The organism is Humibacter sp. (genome assembly GCF_035547335.1).
GTDB lineage: Bacteria > Actinomycetota > Actinomycetes > Actinomycetales > Microbacteriaceae > Humibacter.
Genome location: NZ_DASZVF010000036.1, coordinates 1 through 16947, shown reverse-complemented (window position 1 = coordinate 16947; position 16947 = coordinate 1). Strand labels below are relative to the sequence as shown.

General features: G+C 67.9%; 15 protein-coding genes. 12 read left to right on the top strand and 3 right to left on the bottom strand.

Features of this window, described 5'->3' with window-relative positions; all coding sequences use genetic code 11:
* The first annotated feature begins 78 nt into the window (after positions 1 to 78).
* The 3 genes from VHB92_RS07915 (at position 79) to VHB92_RS07905 (ending at position 3473) form a co-directional block, all read left to right on the top strand.
* On the top strand, positions 79 to 1461 hold the full coding sequence (locus VHB92_RS07915; RefSeq protein WP_325453064.1) for an ABC transporter substrate-binding protein: 1383 nt from the start codon (positions 79 to 81) through the stop codon (positions 1459 to 1461).
* A gap of 93 nt (positions 1462 to 1554) precedes the next feature.
* Positions 1555 to 2511, top strand: a complete 957-nt coding sequence (locus tag VHB92_RS07910) for a sugar ABC transporter permease (protein ID WP_325453062.1) — start codon at positions 1555 to 1557, stop codon at positions 2509 to 2511.
* A complete protein-coding gene (locus tag VHB92_RS07905; RefSeq protein ID WP_325453061.1) occupies positions 2508 to 3473 on the top strand; it encodes a carbohydrate ABC transporter permease in 966 nt (321 codons plus the stop codon). The genes VHB92_RS07910 and VHB92_RS07905 overlap by 4 nt, the downstream gene beginning before the upstream one ends.
* A gap of 25 nt (positions 3474 to 3498) precedes the next feature.
* On the opposite strand, the gene VHB92_RS07900 is transcribed toward VHB92_RS07905, so the two are convergent.
* The 3 genes from VHB92_RS07900 to VHB92_RS07890 all read right to left on the bottom strand — a co-directional run bounded on the left by VHB92_RS07900 (position 3499) and on the right by VHB92_RS07890 (position 6471).
* Positions 3499 to 4200: a TMEM175 family protein gene (locus VHB92_RS07900; protein ID WP_325453060.1), complete on the bottom strand. Its 702-nt coding sequence runs from the start codon at positions 4198 to 4200 to the stop codon at positions 3499 to 3501.
* An 86-nt stretch (positions 4201 to 4286) separates the two neighbouring features.
* The gene (locus tag VHB92_RS07895) at positions 4287 to 5384 is read right to left on the bottom strand and encodes a winged helix DNA-binding domain-containing protein (RefSeq protein WP_325453059.1); all 1098 of its coding nucleotides are present in this window, start codon (positions 5382 to 5384) and stop codon (positions 4287 to 4289) included.
* Positions 5385 to 5418: 34 nt separating this feature from the next.
* Complete coding sequence (locus tag VHB92_RS07890) at positions 5419 to 6471, bottom strand: App1 family protein (protein ID WP_325453058.1); 1053 nt, start codon at positions 6469 to 6471, stop codon at positions 5419 to 5421.
* Between the two features lie 143 nt (positions 6472 to 6614).
* On the opposite strand from VHB92_RS07890, the gene VHB92_RS07885 reads away from it, so the two are divergent.
* From VHB92_RS07885 to VHB92_RS07845, 9 genes are all read left to right on the top strand, one after another.
* Positions 6615 to 7262 carry a TetR/AcrR family transcriptional regulator gene (locus VHB92_RS07885; RefSeq protein ID WP_325453057.1) on the top strand — a complete coding sequence of 216 codons (648 nt, stop codon included), beginning with the start codon at positions 6615 to 6617 and terminating at the stop codon, positions 7260 to 7262.
* Positions 7263 to 7518: 256 nt separating this feature from the next.
* A complete protein-coding gene (locus VHB92_RS07880) occupies positions 7519 to 8475 on the top strand; it encodes an ABC transporter ATP-binding protein (RefSeq protein WP_325453056.1) in 957 nt (318 codons plus the stop codon).
* Positions 8472 to 9161 carry an ABC transporter permease gene (locus VHB92_RS07875; protein WP_325453055.1) on the top strand — a complete coding sequence of 230 codons (690 nt, stop codon included), beginning with the start codon at positions 8472 to 8474 and terminating at the stop codon, positions 9159 to 9161. The genes VHB92_RS07880 and VHB92_RS07875 overlap by 4 nt, the downstream gene beginning before the upstream one ends.
* Positions 9158 to 9892, top strand: a complete 735-nt coding sequence (locus VHB92_RS07870; protein ID WP_325453054.1) for an ABC transporter permease — start codon at positions 9158 to 9160, stop codon at positions 9890 to 9892. Before VHB92_RS07875 ends, VHB92_RS07870 begins: the two co-directional genes overlap by 4 nt.
* A 41-nt stretch (positions 9893 to 9933) precedes the next feature.
* Positions 9934 to 10866: an ABC transporter substrate-binding protein gene (locus VHB92_RS07865; RefSeq protein WP_325453053.1), complete on the top strand. Its 933-nt coding sequence runs from the start codon at positions 9934 to 9936 to the stop codon at positions 10864 to 10866.
* A 79-nt stretch (positions 10867 to 10945) separates the two neighbouring features.
* Complete coding sequence (gene pabB / locus VHB92_RS07860) at positions 10946 to 12421, top strand: aminodeoxychorismate synthase component I (protein WP_325453052.1); 1476 nt, start codon at positions 10946 to 10948, stop codon at positions 12419 to 12421.
* Positions 12422 to 12644: 223 nt separating this feature from the next.
* Positions 12645 to 15218 carry a leucine--tRNA ligase gene (gene leuS, locus VHB92_RS07855; RefSeq protein ID WP_325453051.1) on the top strand — a complete coding sequence of 858 codons (2574 nt, stop codon included), beginning with the start codon at positions 12645 to 12647 and terminating at the stop codon, positions 15216 to 15218.
* A gap of 124 nt (positions 15219 to 15342) precedes the next feature.
* Complete coding sequence (locus VHB92_RS07850; protein ID WP_325453050.1) at positions 15343 to 16011, top strand: helix-hairpin-helix domain-containing protein; 669 nt, start codon at positions 15343 to 15345, stop codon at positions 16009 to 16011.
* Complete coding sequence (locus VHB92_RS07845; protein WP_325453049.1) at positions 16011 to 16787, top strand: hypothetical protein; 777 nt, start codon at positions 16011 to 16013, stop codon at positions 16785 to 16787. The genes VHB92_RS07850 and VHB92_RS07845 overlap by 1 nt, the downstream gene beginning before the upstream one ends.
* Positions 16788 to 16947 lie beyond the last annotated feature (160 nt).

Below are 16947 nucleotides of genomic sequence, written 5' to 3'. Positions count from 1 at the left end.
GCGGACGCCGCGGGCGAGCCGCTCGGACAGACGACCCGAATCACCAACCGCACCATCACACTCCGGAAGGACAGGACAATGAAGTCACCAGGAAAGATCGCGATGCTGACCGCTGCGGCGCTCGTCGGCGTCGGCATCCTCAGCGGCTGCTCCTCGAGCAGCGGCGGCGGCGACGACGGCAAGGTGAACCTCGTGGTCGCACCCGTGCTGCCCGGCGCGACGGCGGATGCGCTGAAGTCGCTGCACGATCGGGTCGCGCAGTTCGAGAAGAAGTACCCGGACATCAAGGTGAAGGCCATCGAGTATCAGTGGACCGGCACCACGTTCGCCGCTGAGCTCGCCGGCGGCACGCTGCCCGACGTCTTCAACGTGCCGTTCACCGACTCGAAGACGCTGGCGAACAACGGACAGCTCGCGGACATCACGAAGTACTTCAAGCAGACGCCGACGGCCGACAAGTGGAACAAGAATGTGCTGGACGTCGCCACCGGTAACGACGGGAAGATCTACGGCATCCCGTGGGGTCCGTACGCCATGGCGCTCTCGTACAACAGGGACATCTTCACGAAGGCCGGGCTCGATCCCGACAAGCCGCCGACGACCCTGGACGAGATCCAGCAGGACGCGAAGACCATCGCGGCGAAGGTGCCGGGCGTCGCCGGCTACATGCAGATGACCGAGGACAACACGGGAGGCTGGGAGCTGGCCACCCTGACGCAGTCGATGGGCGGCAAGCTCGAGAAGGTCGCGTCGGACGGCAAGGTCACGGTGACGGCCGACAACCCGCAGACCAAGCAGGCGCTCGCCTGGCTGAAGAAGCTGCGCTGGGGCGACAACTCGATGGGCAGCAACTTCCTGTTCGACTGGAGCGGGATCAACCAGGCCTTCGCCTCCGGTCAGATCGCCATGTACATGAGCGGATCCGACGTGATCGGCTCGCTCATGCAGGCCAACGGATTCGACCAGAAGAAGTACGGGGTGACCACGTTCCCGCTGGCATCCAGCGCGAGCGCAGGCATCCTCTCCGGCGGCAACGTCGACGTGGTGAACGTGAAGGACAGCCCCGAGCAGGTCGCCGCGGCCGTGAAGTGGATCAACTTCTACCGCACCGAGCCCACGGTCGACAAGACCGCGGCGATCAACAACGCGAAGACCCTGGCCAAGGGCGACCAGGCCGTGAACGCGCCGACGCTGCCGGTGTTCGACAAGGCCACGTGGGAGCAGAACCAGGAGTGGATCAAGCCGTACGACAACATCCCCGTCGAGAACCTGAAGCCGTTCAACGACAACATCTTCAACCAGAAGATCTCGCCTGAGCCGCCATCGCACACGCAGGACCTCTACGGAGCGCTCGACAGCGTCGTGCAGGCCGTGCTCACCGATCAGAACGCCGATGTCGACACGCTTCTGAAGGGTGTGGACACGAAGGTGCAGGCGCTGGTGGACGCGGACGGCAAGTAGCCGCACGCCACGCAGCCAGACCGCGAGTCGCGTGGCCGCCGGCCCAGGTCGGCGGCCACGCGTCGCGGTGTCCGACATCGAGACGAGAGCACCATGAGCGTTCACACTTCTGCCCGTTCGCAGAGCGGCACGGCGCGGCTGCGAATCGGGCGGCGGCACAACCCCGTCACCTGGGTGCAGCGCGGCGGCCTGACCACGCTGGTCTTCCTGCTGCCGCTCCTGATCATCTTCGGAGTCTTCTCCTGGACCCCCATCGTCGAGGCCGTGGTCATGAGCTTCCAGAAGACCAATCTGGTGACGGCACCGGTCTTCGTCGGCTGGGACAACTTCGTCGCGGTGTTCCGCGACCCGGTGTTCTGGATCGCCGTGCGCAACACGGGGTACTTCGCCGGGCTCGCGCTGCTCTTCGGCTACCCGATCCCGCTCGTCGCCGCCGTGCTGATGAGCGAGGTGAAGCGCATGAAGGGCTTCTTCAGCGTGCTCGCCTACCTGCCGGTGGTCATCCCGCCCGTGGTGTCTGTGCTGCTCTGGAAGATCTTCTACGACGCGAGTCCGCGCGGCGTCTTCAACACCATCCTGGGCTGGGTCGGCATCCCGCCGCAGCCGTGGATCCAGGATGCCGCCACCGCGATGCCGTCCCTTGTGCTCGAGGCCACCTGGGCGGGAGCGGGCGGCACCATCATCATCTACCTGGCGGCGCTCACGTCCGTGTCGCCCGACCTCTACGACGCCGCGGAGGTGGACGGCGCCTCCCTCTGGGGCAAGATCTGGCACGTGACGCTGCCGCAGCTGCGCGGCATCCTCTTCATCACGCTGATCCTGCAGATCATCGCGACCGCGCAGGTGTTCCTGCAGCCGTTCCTCTTCACCGGCGGCGGACCCGTCGACTCGACGACGACCATCCTGCTGCTCATCTACCAGTACGCGTTCACCCAGTCGCTCGGCGGGGCGTACGGGGAGGCGACGGCGCTCAGCCTCATGCTCGCCGCGTTCCTCGCCGTGCTGTCGATCGCGTACTTCAGGCTCACCGCGAGATGGAGCGACAATTGACCACCAGCATCCAGGCCGAGCTTCCCGTTCCAGAGCAGGCCGCGGAGCCGCCGAGGCGCCGTGCACGCAGGAGCGTTCAGGAGCAGGCCGATCGCGGCATCCTCTCCACCGCCGATCGGCGCCGTCCGCAGGTGCGCATCGTGGGAACGATCCTCAGCGTCGCCCTCGGGGTCTGCCTGGTGGCGGTCGGCCTGCTTCCGCTGCTGTGGCTGCTGAAGTCCGCGATCACGCCGACCCAGGACACGCTCGCGCATCCGCTCGCGCTCTTCCCGGGCGGCGCTGCCTGGTCGAACCTGGCCAGGGCATGGAACGACGTGCAGATCGGCAAGTACTTCTTCAACACGATCTGGATGGCGGCGGGAGAGTGGGCGGTTCAGCTTCTGGTGGCCACCACCGGGGGATTCGCGCTCTCGGTGCTGAAGCCCCGCTACGGCAGGATCATCAGCGGTCTCGTGCTCGCCACCCTGTTCGTGCCGGCCGTGGTGCTGCTCGTCCCGCTGTATCTCACCGTGCTGCACCCTCCGCTCATCGGGCACTCGCTCATCAACACGTTCTGGGCGGTCTGGTTGCCGGCCGGCGCCAGCGCATTCAACGTCCTGCTCGTAATGCGGTTCTTCGACAGTCTGCCGAAGGAGGTGTTCGAGGCGGCCAAGACCGACGGCGCAGGCACGTTCCGGCTGTTCTGGTCGGTCGTGCTGCCGATGTCGAAGCCCATCCTCGGCGTCGTTTCCGTGTTCGCGATCAACGCCGCCTGGGCCGACTTCCTCTGGCCCAATCTCGTGCTGAAAGACATCGGCATCCAGCCGCTGTCGGTGCGGCTTCCGCAGATCCAGTCGTCGACGGACCTGGGCGTCTACCTGGCCGCGCTTACGATCGCGACGCTCATTCCGGTCGTGATCTTCCTGATCTTCCAGCGCACGTTCCTGCGCGGCGGAGGGCTGGGCGGTGCCGTGAAGGGATGAACGGGCGTCGCGAGCGGCTGGCCGCCTAGCGTTCGGCCTCCCGGCGTTCGCGGCGGCTCCGCCTTCCGGGTTCACCCCTGGCCCGCCGCCGGTCCCGCGCGTCGAACACGTTGCTCACGATGAAGAGCAGGAAGGCGATGGAGCCCACCCAGATCGAGGCGATCGCGACGCCGGCGGAGATGACCATGGCGATGAGGGCGTTGCGTTGCGACAGCCGACGGTAGTGGTCGGACATGTTCGGGGTCATCCCGCGGGAGGCGGACGACACGTACCGCCACTGCACCCAGCCGACGGCGATCACGTAGAAGAAGTTGAGCGGGAGCAGGAACCTGCCTGGCACGGTCTCGTTGAATCTGTCCGTCAGGCTCGTGGTGAACGGGATCAGCACGACGCCGAGAAGCCGGAGCGTGTTGAGCGTCAGCACCATGCCGTCGACGCGTTCGACGAACTCGAACTGGCGCACGTGGATGCCCCACAGCAGCCCGAGCAGGATGAAGCTGATGGCGAAGCTGAGGAAGCTCGCCCAGTCCTTGCCCAGGGCATCCCAGAGCTCGCCGGATGTCGGATCAGACCCCACTTTCAGCTTGTCCACGCTGAGGTCGAGCACGAGCAGCGTCGCGGCGATGGCGAAGACGCCGTCTGAGTACGCCTCCAGACGGCGAGAGGACAACGTCTTGGGAACGGCGTCGTGCACGTTCGTATCCCTGGGGGTCGCGTCGCCGGACATGATCACAACGTAGGGCGGCGCATGTCGCGCTGCTGGACAGGCACGCCGAACGATGCCATGGGCTGCAGTGACGAACGCCGTCGCCGCTATGCCCGTGAGACGCCGAGGAACCGCGCCATCCGATCGACGGAGGCATCGAAGCCACGGCGTTCCGAGGCCGTGAGCGACGTGAACGGATCCGTCTGCACGATCAGGCGTGAGCGCTGCACGCTGTGGCGCCAGGTGCCGACGACGCGACCGGAGGACACGATGGTCGGCAGGAACACGCCGTTGCCGGTCGGCGAGACGCGGCCCGCGAAGGCCGGATCGAGCACGGGGGAGCGCTCGCGGTAGCCCAGCACGTACTCGTCCCATGCCGGCGTCGCCTGCACGGGCGCGAGGGCGGATGTGCCGCCCGACGGCGAGCCCTGCACCAGGGACTCGCCCTCGGCCGGCACGAGCCAGCCTTCTTCGCCGAGCGACTCGATGCGACGGCCGGCCACGGCAACGGCACGGCGCGCATCGGTGAGCGTGAGACCCGACCACCACGCGAAATCGGACACCGTGACGGGTGCGTGGCCTGTGGCGTATCGGAGCAGGAAGCGCGCCAGCGCCTCATCGCGGTCCGCCTCGCTCGCCGCTGCGACGGGGCCAGGCACCGCGACGAGCTGCTGCTGCTTGCCGCGCGACGGTCCCCACGCCACGAGGCCGCGCAGCGCTGCGTCTCTGATGAAGCGGTATCCGCGCTCGTTGCCCACGTCGACGCCGGAGCGCTGCAGTGCCGCCAGCGCCTCTGCCCGCGTCAGCGGACTGCTTTCGTCGACCTCCTGTGCGATGAGCTCCGACGCCCGCTCGAAATCCGCCTCGGTGATGCCCCTCACGACGGCCTCGCGTGCGGCGCCCGCCCTCTGCCGAGCGGCAGTGAGCGACAGCATCCAGCCGAGGTCCTCTGCGGCGACGATGTGCAACGTGCCGCGCATCGTCCACGACCGCACGATGGCGCCGTCGGCGTACAGGCGCTCGATGTCGCCATCCGTCGCGCCGGCCGCACGGAGGCCGATCGCCCACCTGCCAGCGAGGGCGTTCTGCGCCTGCACGGCGCCCAGAGTGCGTACCACCTCGAGAGGGGAGGCCTCGGTGCCGTCGAGGAGCTGCGAGCGCAGCCGTTGAGCGCGTAGCCAGGCCGTGGACGGTGTGCCGGTCATGCGGTCATCCTCTCAGCGGCCGCCGACACCGGCCTCAGGCCTGGATGCCGAGCTCCTTGAGCTGCGCCAGCAGGTCGGCGCCGTCCCCGCCGTAGACCCAGGGGACGCCGCTGGTCTGGGCATGCTTCTCCGCCGTCGAGCGGCCACCGGCCAGCACCGACTCCGTGCTGGAGAGCTGCCTGATCGCCACGGCGGACACGTTCTGCGGATGCTCTTTCGCGAACTGCGCGTAGATCTCCTCGTCGTGCTGGCCGTCGTCGCCGACGAGGAGCCACTTCACGCCCGGGAACTCGCGGGCGAGACGCCGCAGGCTCTGTTCCTTGTGCTCTCTGCCGCTGCGGAACCAGCGGTCGTGCGTCGGCCCCCAGTCGGTGAGGAGCAGCGCACCCGGCGGGAAGAGGTTGCGGGAGAGGAACCGGGTGACGGTGGGCGCGACGTTCCAAGCGCCGGTGGAGAGATACAGCACCGGAGCGTTGGGATGAGAGGCGGCCAGCCGTTCGAGCAGCACGGCCATGCCCGGCGTGGGCACCCTGGCGTGCTCATCGAGCACGAACGTGTTCCAGGCGGCCAGCAAGGGCCGGGGGAGCGCCGTGACCATGACCGTGTCGTCCACATCGGAGATGACGCCGAACGGTGTGTCATCCCCGACCACCTGCACGGGCGCCTGTGAAACGTGACCGCTGCGGTTCGCCCGCAGCGTGACCGTGTGGATGCCCGGCTCCAGCCGGACGGGGATGACCTCGTCGATCACACCGCCGCGGTCCGGTCTGACGGCATGACGCGTTCCGTCGACCTCGACGACCACCTCGGCCTCGCTGTAGGGAACGCTCATGAAGCTGCGCCACCCGCGCACGCTCTCCTCACGCCGGCGGTTCTTGCGCTCGGCGCGGGATCCCGGCCGTGGATCCCTGGCGAGCACGACTCTGCCGAGCACGCGGATCCATTCGGTCGTCCCGTACCCGGTGTACGACAGCACGGTCGGCAGATATCCGCGTTTCAACGCGCGCCGGGCGCGAAACGCGTGGAAGGCGTCCTCGATGCGTGCTGCGCGGTGGATGCGCGTCACGGAGCGGGGACGTTCGGCCATCGGTACAGTCTTCCACGCCCGTTGCCCCGGGTGACGGTTCGGGCAAACCCTAGGAACATGAAGAACAGTCGGGTACCGTCGCAACGGACGCAATGGCGGTGAACGTGCGCAGTGTCGCGCGCGGTGAAAGGAGTTGGCAGTAGATGATCGAGGAGATCCTCGTCGGAACGCAGGAGACGGTCAGTGCCGGGGCGCTTCGCGTCGAACCGGCGCAGGAACGGAGTCTCGCGCGGATCGATGCGCTTCTCGACGCAGCTGCCGCCGTCGTCGACGAGGTGGGCTTCGACCGGCTCACCACGGCGCAGGTGGCGGAGCTGAGCGGAGCATCCATCGGAACCGTCTACCGCTACTTCCCCGACCGCATCGCGCTGCTGTCCGCATTGCATGACCGCGCCGTGCTCCGGTACCGGCTCGCGGCATCCGAGGAGCTGGAGCGCAGGCAACCGGCGACGTGGCAGGAGGCGATCGCGACGCTCGCTGAGCAGTTCGCCGCGATGTTCCGCACGGAGCCCGGATTCCGCATCATGCGGTTCGAAGAGGTCCGCGGCGTCGACGACGGCACGACCACCGTCGACCACGTGCACGAGTTCGCCGAACGCCTCGCCGAGATCCTGGTCGCCAGCTACGGCTTCAGCTACGACGACGAGCTCGTGTTCCGGCTGGACATCGCCAGTCAGATGGCGCAGTCGCTCATCGAGCGCGCCTACCTGCGGGCGCCGGACGGCGACGCGCGCATCCTCGCCGAGGCGGCCGTCGTGGCCATCGCCTACCTCGAGAAGTACTACGACTGACCGGAGCCGGCGTCCCCGATCCTGACCATAGCGACCAGCTGAGCGCGGCGCGGACTGTGTCGCACTTGAACGGTCCTACCGAACGGGAACGCCGGTTACAGCGTATTTCCTGAACAACGCCCTGAATGTCGGTGCCTTACGACATAGTTGTTTCCGGGGTTCGCCCCGCCCAGCAGCAGCGGTTCCGTGATTCGCTGGGGCACAGCAACTCGATGCGGCCGTGGCGGTCGCCACCCAGGAATGAGCCAGCCAGACGATGATCGAGTTCCGATCGGTGACGAAGCAGTTCCCCGATGGCACCGTTGCCGTCAGGGACTTCAGCCTGGTCATCCCGTCGCGCAAGACCACGGTGCTCGTGGGGTCGTCCGGGAGTGGCAAGACCACCATCCTCAAGATGATCAACCGCATGGTCGACGCGACGAGCGGAACCATCGAGATCGACGGCGCCGACGTGTCCACCCTCGAACCCGTCGGTCTGCGCAGAAGCATCGGATACGTGATGCAGAACTCCGGTCTGCTCCCGCACCGCAAGGTGGCCGACAACATCGCGACGGTGCCACGGCTGCGAGGCGTGTCCCGCACCGACGCGCGAGCGAGGGCGCTCGAGCTGATGGACACCGTGGGTCTCGATCGTTCGCTGGCCGACCGGTACCCCAGCCAGCTCTCCGGCGGCCAGCAGCAGCGGGTCGGGGTGGCCAGAGGACTGGCGGTCGATCCGAACATTCTCCTCATGGACGAGCCGTTCGGCGCCGTCGACCCGCTAGTGCGCGCCGAGCTGCAACAGGAGCTCGTGCGCCTGCAGCGCGAACTGGACAAGACCGTCGTGTTCGTCACGCACGACATCGACGAGGCGTTCCTGCTCGGCGACCAGGTCGTCATCTTCAAGAAGGGCGGCATCGTCGCCCAGATCGGCACGCCGGACGAGATCCTCGCCGAGCCTGCCGACGACTTCGTCGCGCGCTTCGTGGGAGCGGATCGCGGCAAGCGCGCGCTGCACCTCCGCTCGGAGGCGGGACGGGAGCTCGTCGTCGACGGCGACGGCCGTGCCGCCGGCGTGCTCGTCGACGGGCGGACTCGAGACGACTCGCGCGGATCCGGGGAGAAAAACGACAGCGAAGGCCGGGCGACGACGACCGCACTCGGTTCTTCCGACGAGGCCGGAGCGGCCGCCACCGCTTCGGGTGCTTCGGCGCAGGGTGATCGGCAGCCGTGAACTGGCTGGTCGAGAACGCGGGTCAGATCTGGGAGCTGACCCTGGTTCACGCGGCCCTGTCCGCGGTGCCTATCGTCGTCGGATTCGTGCTCGCCATCCCCGTCGGCTGGCTCGCGAATCGCTACCACGCGAGCCGCGGCACGGTGCTCGCCATCGTGGGGCTGCTCTACGCCATCCCGTCACTGCCGCTCTTCATCGCGCTGCCGAGCCTTCTGGGCACGCGCATCCTCGACCCCGTCAACATCGAGGTCGCACTGAGCCTCTACGCGCTCGCGATCATGGTGCGCACGGCCTCGGACGCGTTCGCCTCCGTGGATGTCGACATTCTGCTCTCTGCAACCGCCGTCGGATTCTCGACGTGGCGCCGGTTCTGGTACGTCGAACTGCCGCTGGCCGGGCCTGTTCTGCTGTCGGGCATCAGGGTGGTGTCGGTCAGCACCATCAGTCTGCTGAGCGTCGGCTCGGTGATCGGCGTGACGAGCCTCGGATACTTCTTCATCGACGGCTTCCAGCGTGACTTCCCGCTGGAGATCCTGGTCGGAATCATCGGCACCGTCGTGATCGCGGTCGTGTTCGACCTCGTGCTCGCCGCGGTCGGCCGGCTGCTTCTGCCCTGGACGAGCCGCGCCGTCGGCCGTCAGCGGGGTCGGGCCGCCGAGAGGACACAGCTGGCGGGTGCAGCATGACCTCCTGGAATCTCGCGTTCGTCTGGCTGCTGGATCCCGCCAATTGGGCCGGTCCAGGCGGCATCCCGGCCCGTGTCGGCGAGCACTTGCTGTACACCATCGTCACCCTTGTGATCGCCGCGGTCATCGCCGTGCCCATCGGTCTGGCGATCGGCCACACCGGCAAGGGCAGGGCACTCGCTGTGCAGCTCTCGGGAGTGCTGCGCGCGCTGCCGACGCTCGGCGTGCTCCTGCTGCTCGCCCTTCTGCTCGGACTGGGATTCGGTCCGGCCCTGATCGTGATGGTCGTTCTGGCGCTGCCGCCGCTCCTCGCCGGCGCGTACGCCGGTGTGGATGCCGTCGACCGCGAGACCATCGACGCCGCGAAGTCGATCGGCATGACCGGGTGGCAGGTGCTCGTCAAGGTCGAGCTTCCCCTCGCGCTGCCGATCATCATCGGGGGCGTGCGGTCGGCATGTCTCCAGGTGATCGCCACCTGGACCGTGGCGGCGTATCTCCCGCTCGGCGGGCTCGGCCGGTTCATCTACGACGGCCTGGCCGTGCAGAACTACGCTGAGATGCTGGGCGCATCCGTGCTGGTCATCCTGCTCGCCCTGATCGCGGACGGCATCTTCGCCGTCGTACAGCGGCTCGTCGTGCCGCGCGGCGTCGTCGTCGGACGGGCGTCCGACGTGCGCGTGCGGTCATCCAAGAGGCTCGCCACGACCTCGCAATCCACCACAGCAGGCTGAGTGCAGTCAGGTCTCAGCCCATCACAAGAAAGCGAAGCACCATGTCACTGAGAACACGCGCTATCGCCCTCGCAGCCGTCGCGGCGGTGAGTGCCCTCGCTCTTGCCGGCTGCTCGTCAGGCAACCCCCTGGACTCCTCGTCCTCGTCTTCGTCCGCCAAGCCCGGCGGAGCCATCGTCGTCGGCTCGGCCAACTTCCCGGAGTCCGAGATCATCGCCCAGATCTACACGCAGGCGCTGAAGCAGAACGGGGTCGACGCCAGCATCAAGCCGAACATCGGCGCCAGAGAGGTGTACCTGAAGGCGCTGCAGGACGGCTCGATCGACCTCGTCCCTGAGTACTCGGGGAGCCTCCTGCAGTACTACGACCCGAAGAGCGACGCCAAGTCGAGCGACGACGTCTATGCGGCGCTGAGCGATGCGCTGCCGAAGGGCTACGAGGTGCTCGATCAGTCGAAGGCGCAGGACAAGGACTCCTACAACGTCACTAAGGAGTTCTCGCAGAAGTACAACGTGACCTCGTTGTCGGATCTCAAGAACGTCACCGAGCCGCTCAAGGTCGGTGCGAACCCCGAGTTCGCCGAACGGCCGTACGGCATCAAGGGCCTTCAGCAGGCGTACGGGGTGACCGCGACGCTCGATCCGATCAGCGACAGCGGCGGCCCGCTGACGGTGAAGGCGCTGCTGGACGGCACCGTGAACCTGGCGGACATCTACACGACGAGTTCGGCGATCAAGAACAACGGGTTCGTCACGCTCAAGGACCCGAAGAACATCATCATCGCCGAGAACGTGGTGCCGGTCATCAACGACAAGAAGGTCACCGACAAGGTGAAGAACGTGCTGAACACGGTCTCCGGCGCTCTCACCACCGACGATCTCGTGAGCCTGAACGACAAGAGCTCCGGATCGGCGAAGGAGTCGGCGTCGCAGATCGCGAAGGAGTGGCTGGACTCGAAGAACCTCTTCAAGTAGGAGGTGTGCACGGGGCCACGGCCCGAAGCCGGGATGTTCCGCGGTGACGCGCCCGGGAGAGTCCGACGAGGGGGAGCCGTTGCCTGAGTACGACGCGTCAGCGTCCGTGCGAAGGCAACGGCTCCCCCTGCGCCTGGACCCCGAGCGGGTGTTCGAGGCGCTGTACGCGGACGAGACCCGTGCGTTCTGGCTCGACCCGGGCATCCACGCGGACACGGGTTCGAGCTATCTCGGCGCAGCATCACCTGTGCGGCCGAGCTATCTGGTCGATCAGGAGAGGCTGTACGACCTGCGCCCTGGCGTGGTGATGCCTGCCGAAGGCACGCTCGACGCCGCCCTGCGCTCGCAGTCGCGCGGTGCTGCGCCGGGCGCATGGTCCCACGAGGCCGTCGGCGCCGACCGGGGGTCGCGCTCCGCCGACGGGGGAGCATCGGCTGCGCCGCCTTCGCCGATCGGCTGGGTGGGCTGGTTCGGCTACGAGTACGGTGCCAGGCGGCTCGCGATCTCCGTCGCCCGATCCGAGGTGCCAGAGGCGGCAATGCTCTTCGCCGACCGGGTCATCGAGATCGACCATCGCGACGGTGGGCTGTTCCTCTGGTTCTTCGACGATGCCGACGGCCGTGCGTGGGCGGCCGTGACGAGCGAACGCTTGCGGAGCATGGCGCGAGGACGACCACCCTGGGCGGGCCGAGCGAGTGGATGCGACCAGAAGCTCCCCGACGTTCCTGCGCCCTCGTCGAGACCGAATTGGCGGCACTCCGGCGACGCCTACCTCCGGATGATCGAGGCGTGCCAGGACTCGATCAGAGCAGGTGACGCGTACCAGTTGTGTCTGACGAACAGCGTCCAGGTGGCGACGGAGGCGCCGCCGTTCGACGTCTACCGGCGGTTGCGACGCATCTCCCAGGCGACGCACGGAGCGTTCGTACGCGTCGACGACGTCGCCGTGCTGAGCGCCTCGCCCGAGCTGTTCCTGCAGGTAGCGGGACGGGTGGCCGTGACCCGGCCGGTCAAAGGGACGAGACGGCGCGGAAGGGATGCCGCCGAGGATCGCGAGCTCTCGCGAGAGCTCGCAGCAGACGAGAAGGAACGTGCCGAGAACCTGATGATCGTCGACCTGATGCGCAATGACCTCGCTCGAGTGGCCACGGTCGGCGGGGTGTCGGTTCCCGAGCTCCTCGAGGTGGAGACACACAGGCACGTGCACCAGCTGGTGAGCACGGTGCGCGCGGAGCTCGCCGACGGGGTCGACGTGCTCGACGTGGTCGACGCGTGCTTCCCAGCAGGCTCGATGACCGGCGCGCCGAAGCTGAGCGCCATGGGCATCCTGCACGACCTGGAGCGCGGCCCGCGAGGCGTGTACAGCGGATGCCTCGGCCGCCTGGGACTCGACGGCTCGGCCGAGCTGGCCATGGTCATCCGCACGATCGTGATGCGCGACGGCATGGCATCCGTCGGCACGGGTGGCGGGATCACTGCCCTGTCCGTCGCGCAGAACGAGCTGGCGGAAACCGAGCTGAAGGCCGCGGCTCCGCTGGCCGCCCTCGGAATCTGAGCCCGACCCCGGTGCTCGGAACGAACCAGGGTGCCGAGACGTTGTCACTAGTAGCGTTCCGAGTCATCGAGGCGGTTCCGAGAGCAGGCGCTCCCGCATCGCTGCGTCCCCCGTGATCGCGCGGCAATCGCGCCGACACGAGCGGGTAATCTTTGAACGCCCCCATTTTCCGTGCGGACGGGGTTGTCCGCACACCCATCCCCGCACAGAGATTGAGAGCGACGTGTCACAACACGACGAGCGAGAGGCGCCCGACGCCCGCTACGACTTCGCCGCCATTCAGGCCAAGTGGCTGCCGGTGTGGGAAGAGCTTCAACCGTTCCGTGCCGACGTGCCGGGCGACAACCGCCCGCGCAAGTACATCCTGGACATGTTCCCGTACCCGTCCGGTGACCTGCACATGGGCCACGCCGAGGCATTCGGGTTCGGCGATGTCGTGGCGCGCTACTGGCGCCAGCAGGGTTTCAACGTGCTGCACCCGATCGGATGGGATTCCTTCGGTCTGCCCGCGGAGAACGCGGCCATCAAGCGCGGCATCGATCCGCGCGGCTGGACGTACGACAACATCGCGCAGCAGAAGCGCAGCTTCCGCATCTACGCACCGTCGTTCGACTGGAGCCGAGAGCTGCACACGAGCGACCCCGAGTACTACAAGTGGAACCAGTGGCTGTTCCTGAAGCTGTATGAGAAGGGTCTGGCCTACCGCAAGGCGGGCACCGTCAACTGGTGCCCCAACGACCAGACCGTGCTGGCCAACGAGCAGGTGATCGACGGCCACTGCGAGCGCTGCGGCTTCCTGGTGGAGAAGAAGAAGCTGACGCAGTGGTATTTCCGCGTCACGGACTACGCCGACCGGCTGCTCGACGACCTGAACCAGCTCGAGGGCGCGTGGCCCGCTCGGGTGCTGACCATGCAGCGCAACTGGATCGGCCGTTCGATCGGCGCGGATGTCAGTTTCAAGATCGAGGGCCGCGAAGAGCCGATCTCGGTGTACACGACGAGGCCGGACACGCTGTACGGCGTGACATTCATGGTGGTCGCGCCGGATTCCGACCTGGCGGCCGAACTGGTCGAGGATGCCTCGCCCGAGGTTCGCGAGCGGTTCGACGCGTACCTGAGGCAGACGCAGGCGACCACCGACATCGACCGGCTGAGCACTGACCGTGAGAAGACCGGTGTCTTCCTGGAGCGGTACGCGATCAACCCGTTGAGCGGTGAGCGCCTGCCCATCTGGGCCGCCGACTACGTGCTGGCCGAGTACGGCCACGGCGCGATCATGGCCGTTCCCGCTCACGACCAGAGGGACCTGGACTTCGCGCGGACGTTCGACCTGCCGGTGCGCGTCGTCGTCGACACGAACGCGCCCGTCACCGGCGCGATCCCCGTCATCCCAAGGGATCCGCAGACCGGCGAGGCGCTGCTGCCTGAGGACCTGCCCCCGCTGGATCCCGCGTCCACGCGTGTCGCGCTGACCGGCGACGGGCGACTGATCAACTCAGGGCCGTTCAACGGACTGAGCAAGAACAACGCCATCCACCGCATCACGGAGGCGCTGGCATCCGCGTCGATCGGTCACGCGTCGCGCAACTTCCGGCTGCGTGACTGGCTCATCTCGCGCCAGCGGTACTGGGGCACGCCGATTCCGATCATCCACTGCCCCGACTGCGGTGAAGTCCCGGTGCCCGAGGACCAGCTGCCCGTGCTGCTGCCGGATGCCGACGGGCTGGACCTGAAGCCGAAGGGCTCGAGCCCGCTGGGCGCCGCGACCGAGTGGTCGACAGTCGAGTGCCCGCGGTGCGGCGGAACAGCCACGCGCGACAGCGACACCATGGACACGTTCGTGGACAGCTCGTGGTACTACCTGCGCTACCTCTCGCCGAACGACGACACTCAGGCGTTCGACCCGGCCGAGGTGGAGAAGTGGGCGCCCGTCGACCAGTATGTGGGCGGCGTCGAGCACGCCATCCTGCACCTGCTCTACGCCCGGTTCATCACGAAGGTGCTCTTCGACCTGGGCTACGTCTCGTTCACCGAGCCGTTCACATCGCTGCTGAACCAAGGGCAGGTCATCCTGAACGGGTCGGCCATGAGCAAGTCGAAGGGCAACCTCGTCGAGTTCGCCGACGAGCTGCGTCAGCACGGCTCTGATGCGCTCAGGGTCACGCTCGTGTTCGCCGGCCCTCCTGAGGACGACATCGACTGGGCAGACGTCTCCGCAGCAGGCAGCGCGAAGTTCCTCGCCCGCGCCTGGCGCGTGGCACAGGACGTCGACAGCGCCCCGGAGATCGACTGGCGGACGGGCGATGTCGCGCTGCGCCGGGTCACGCACCGGCTGCTGGCCGACGCTCCAGCGCTGATCGAGTCGTACAAGTTCAACGTCGTCGTCGCACGGCTCATGGAGCTCGTCAATGCCACGCGCAAGGCGATCGACTCGGGCCCGGGCCCGAAGGATGCCGCGGTCCGAGAGGCAGCAGAGGCGATCGCCCTGATGCTGAACCTCTTCGCTCCGTACACCGCGGAGGACATGTGGGCGGCGCTCGGCTACGAGCCGACGGTTGCGGCGCAGCCGTGGCGCAAGGCCGACCCCAGCCTGCTCGTCGAGGAGTCGGTGACCGCGATCGTGCAGGTCGACGGCAAGGTGCGTGATCGCATCGAGGTGTCGCCGCGGATCGGAGCCGAGGAGCTCGAGGAGCTCGCGAGGGCGTCGGCGGCGGTGCAGAGGGCTCTGGGCGACCGTGAGGTGGCCGCCGTCATCGCGCGCCCGCCACGCGTCGTGAACATCGCCACCAAGAAGTAGCCGCGAGACGACGGGCCGGCGCCGCTGGCCGGGTCGTCGTCCACAGCGGGCAGCGTGAGGTCGTCGTCCCCTGCTGGACCCGTTCGACGATCACGCCTGTCGTGCGCCTTCTATCGTCGCGGAAGTGGATGCCGACGACCCCCTGGAACAGCTGTCTCCACGTTCGCGCGCCGTGCCGCGTTCGCTCAAGGTGCGGCTGGGTGTAGGCGCCGCGGCCGTCCTGCTGATCGCAGCGTTCGCGACCGCCGTTCTGGTCGGCATGCTCGCACCGCGAGGCGATTCCGGCCACGTTCCGTCCGTCAGCGTCACCACGGCGGACTCGTCGCGCAGCACACCGGAGGCCACCCAGCCGGCTGTGCTCTACGTCCACGTGCTCGGAGCCGTCCAGCGACCTGGCCTCTACACGCTTGCGGCAGGTTCCCGCGTCGTCGACGCGGTGGGTGCGGCCGGCGGGATGACGGACGACGCCGAGCAGTCGGGCGTGAACCTGGCCCGGCTGCTGAGCGACGGCGAGCAGCTCGTCGTTCCGCATGTGGGCGATCCCGTGCAACAGCCTGAAGCACCTGGGTCCGGAGGGCAGCCGGCGGGCGCGCTGCCCGGCGCGAAGGTGAATCTGAACACGGCGACCGAGGCGGAGCTCGACACGCTTCCTCGGGTCGGTCCCGCCATGGCGGCGAAGATCCTCGCCTGGCGCGCCGAGAACGGCCGCTTCACGTCGATCGACGACCTGATGAACGTGAGCGGCATCGGCCAGAAGACGTTCGATGGGCTGAAAGACCTGGTGACCGTCTGATGCTCGATCTCCGGCTCGCCCTGCCTGCCGTCGCAGCGTGGATAGGCGGAGCGGTGGCGATCGCCTTGCCCGACGGTGAATGGTTCGCCTGCACGCTGTGGGTGCTTGCCGTGGCCTCGGCCGGCGCCGCGGTCGTGCTGCGCCTCGCGGCCGACCGAGGCGGGACGCGTGGCGTCAAGGCCACGGCCACGGCGATAGCGGCGGCGGTCTGCGTTGCGGCCGCGGGAGCCGCCCTGGTCGCGACGGCGGCGGCTGCGGCCATGCCCGCCAGGCATCCGGATGCCGCATCCCGCCTCGCGCACCACACGGTGAGCATGCGGCTCGAGGTCGGATCTCTCGCGCAGGCCTCCGGAAGCTCGGCAGGCTCGCTGACTGCGGGCTCGGGGGCCGGGGGAGTCCGCTTCTCGGCTACCGTCGATGTCCTCACGGCCGGTGAGACGTCCCTTCCCGCTCGGATGCCCGTGCTCGTGTTCGCCCCTGAGGGAACGAGTGTGCGCATCGGCCAGACGGTCCAGGTCACCGGCACGCTGCGTATGCTTCCGTCGTCGTCGGAGAACGCCGCGCTCGTGTATGCGTCGGCTCGTCCCCGTGCGCTGCGCGATCCGCCTGCTCTTCTGGCTGCGGCGGACTCCGTCCGGTCCGCGTTCGCCGCCGTGGCACGGGGTCTCCCCGGCGACGGAGGAGCGCTCCTGCCCGGGCTGGCGATCGGAGACGTGCACGACCTGCCCGAGTCGCTGTCGGCCGACATGAAGCAGGCCAGCCTAAGGAACACCTAGTTACACTGACGCCATGACAGCGTGGCGATATCTCCGAATCAGCAGCGACCCCCGCGATGAGCAGGCGGGCATCGACCGGCAGCGCGCGGAGCTGGAGGCGTTCGAGAAGAGCCGAGGCATCGCCATCGCTGGCGAGCTGGTGGACAACGACCTGAGCGCG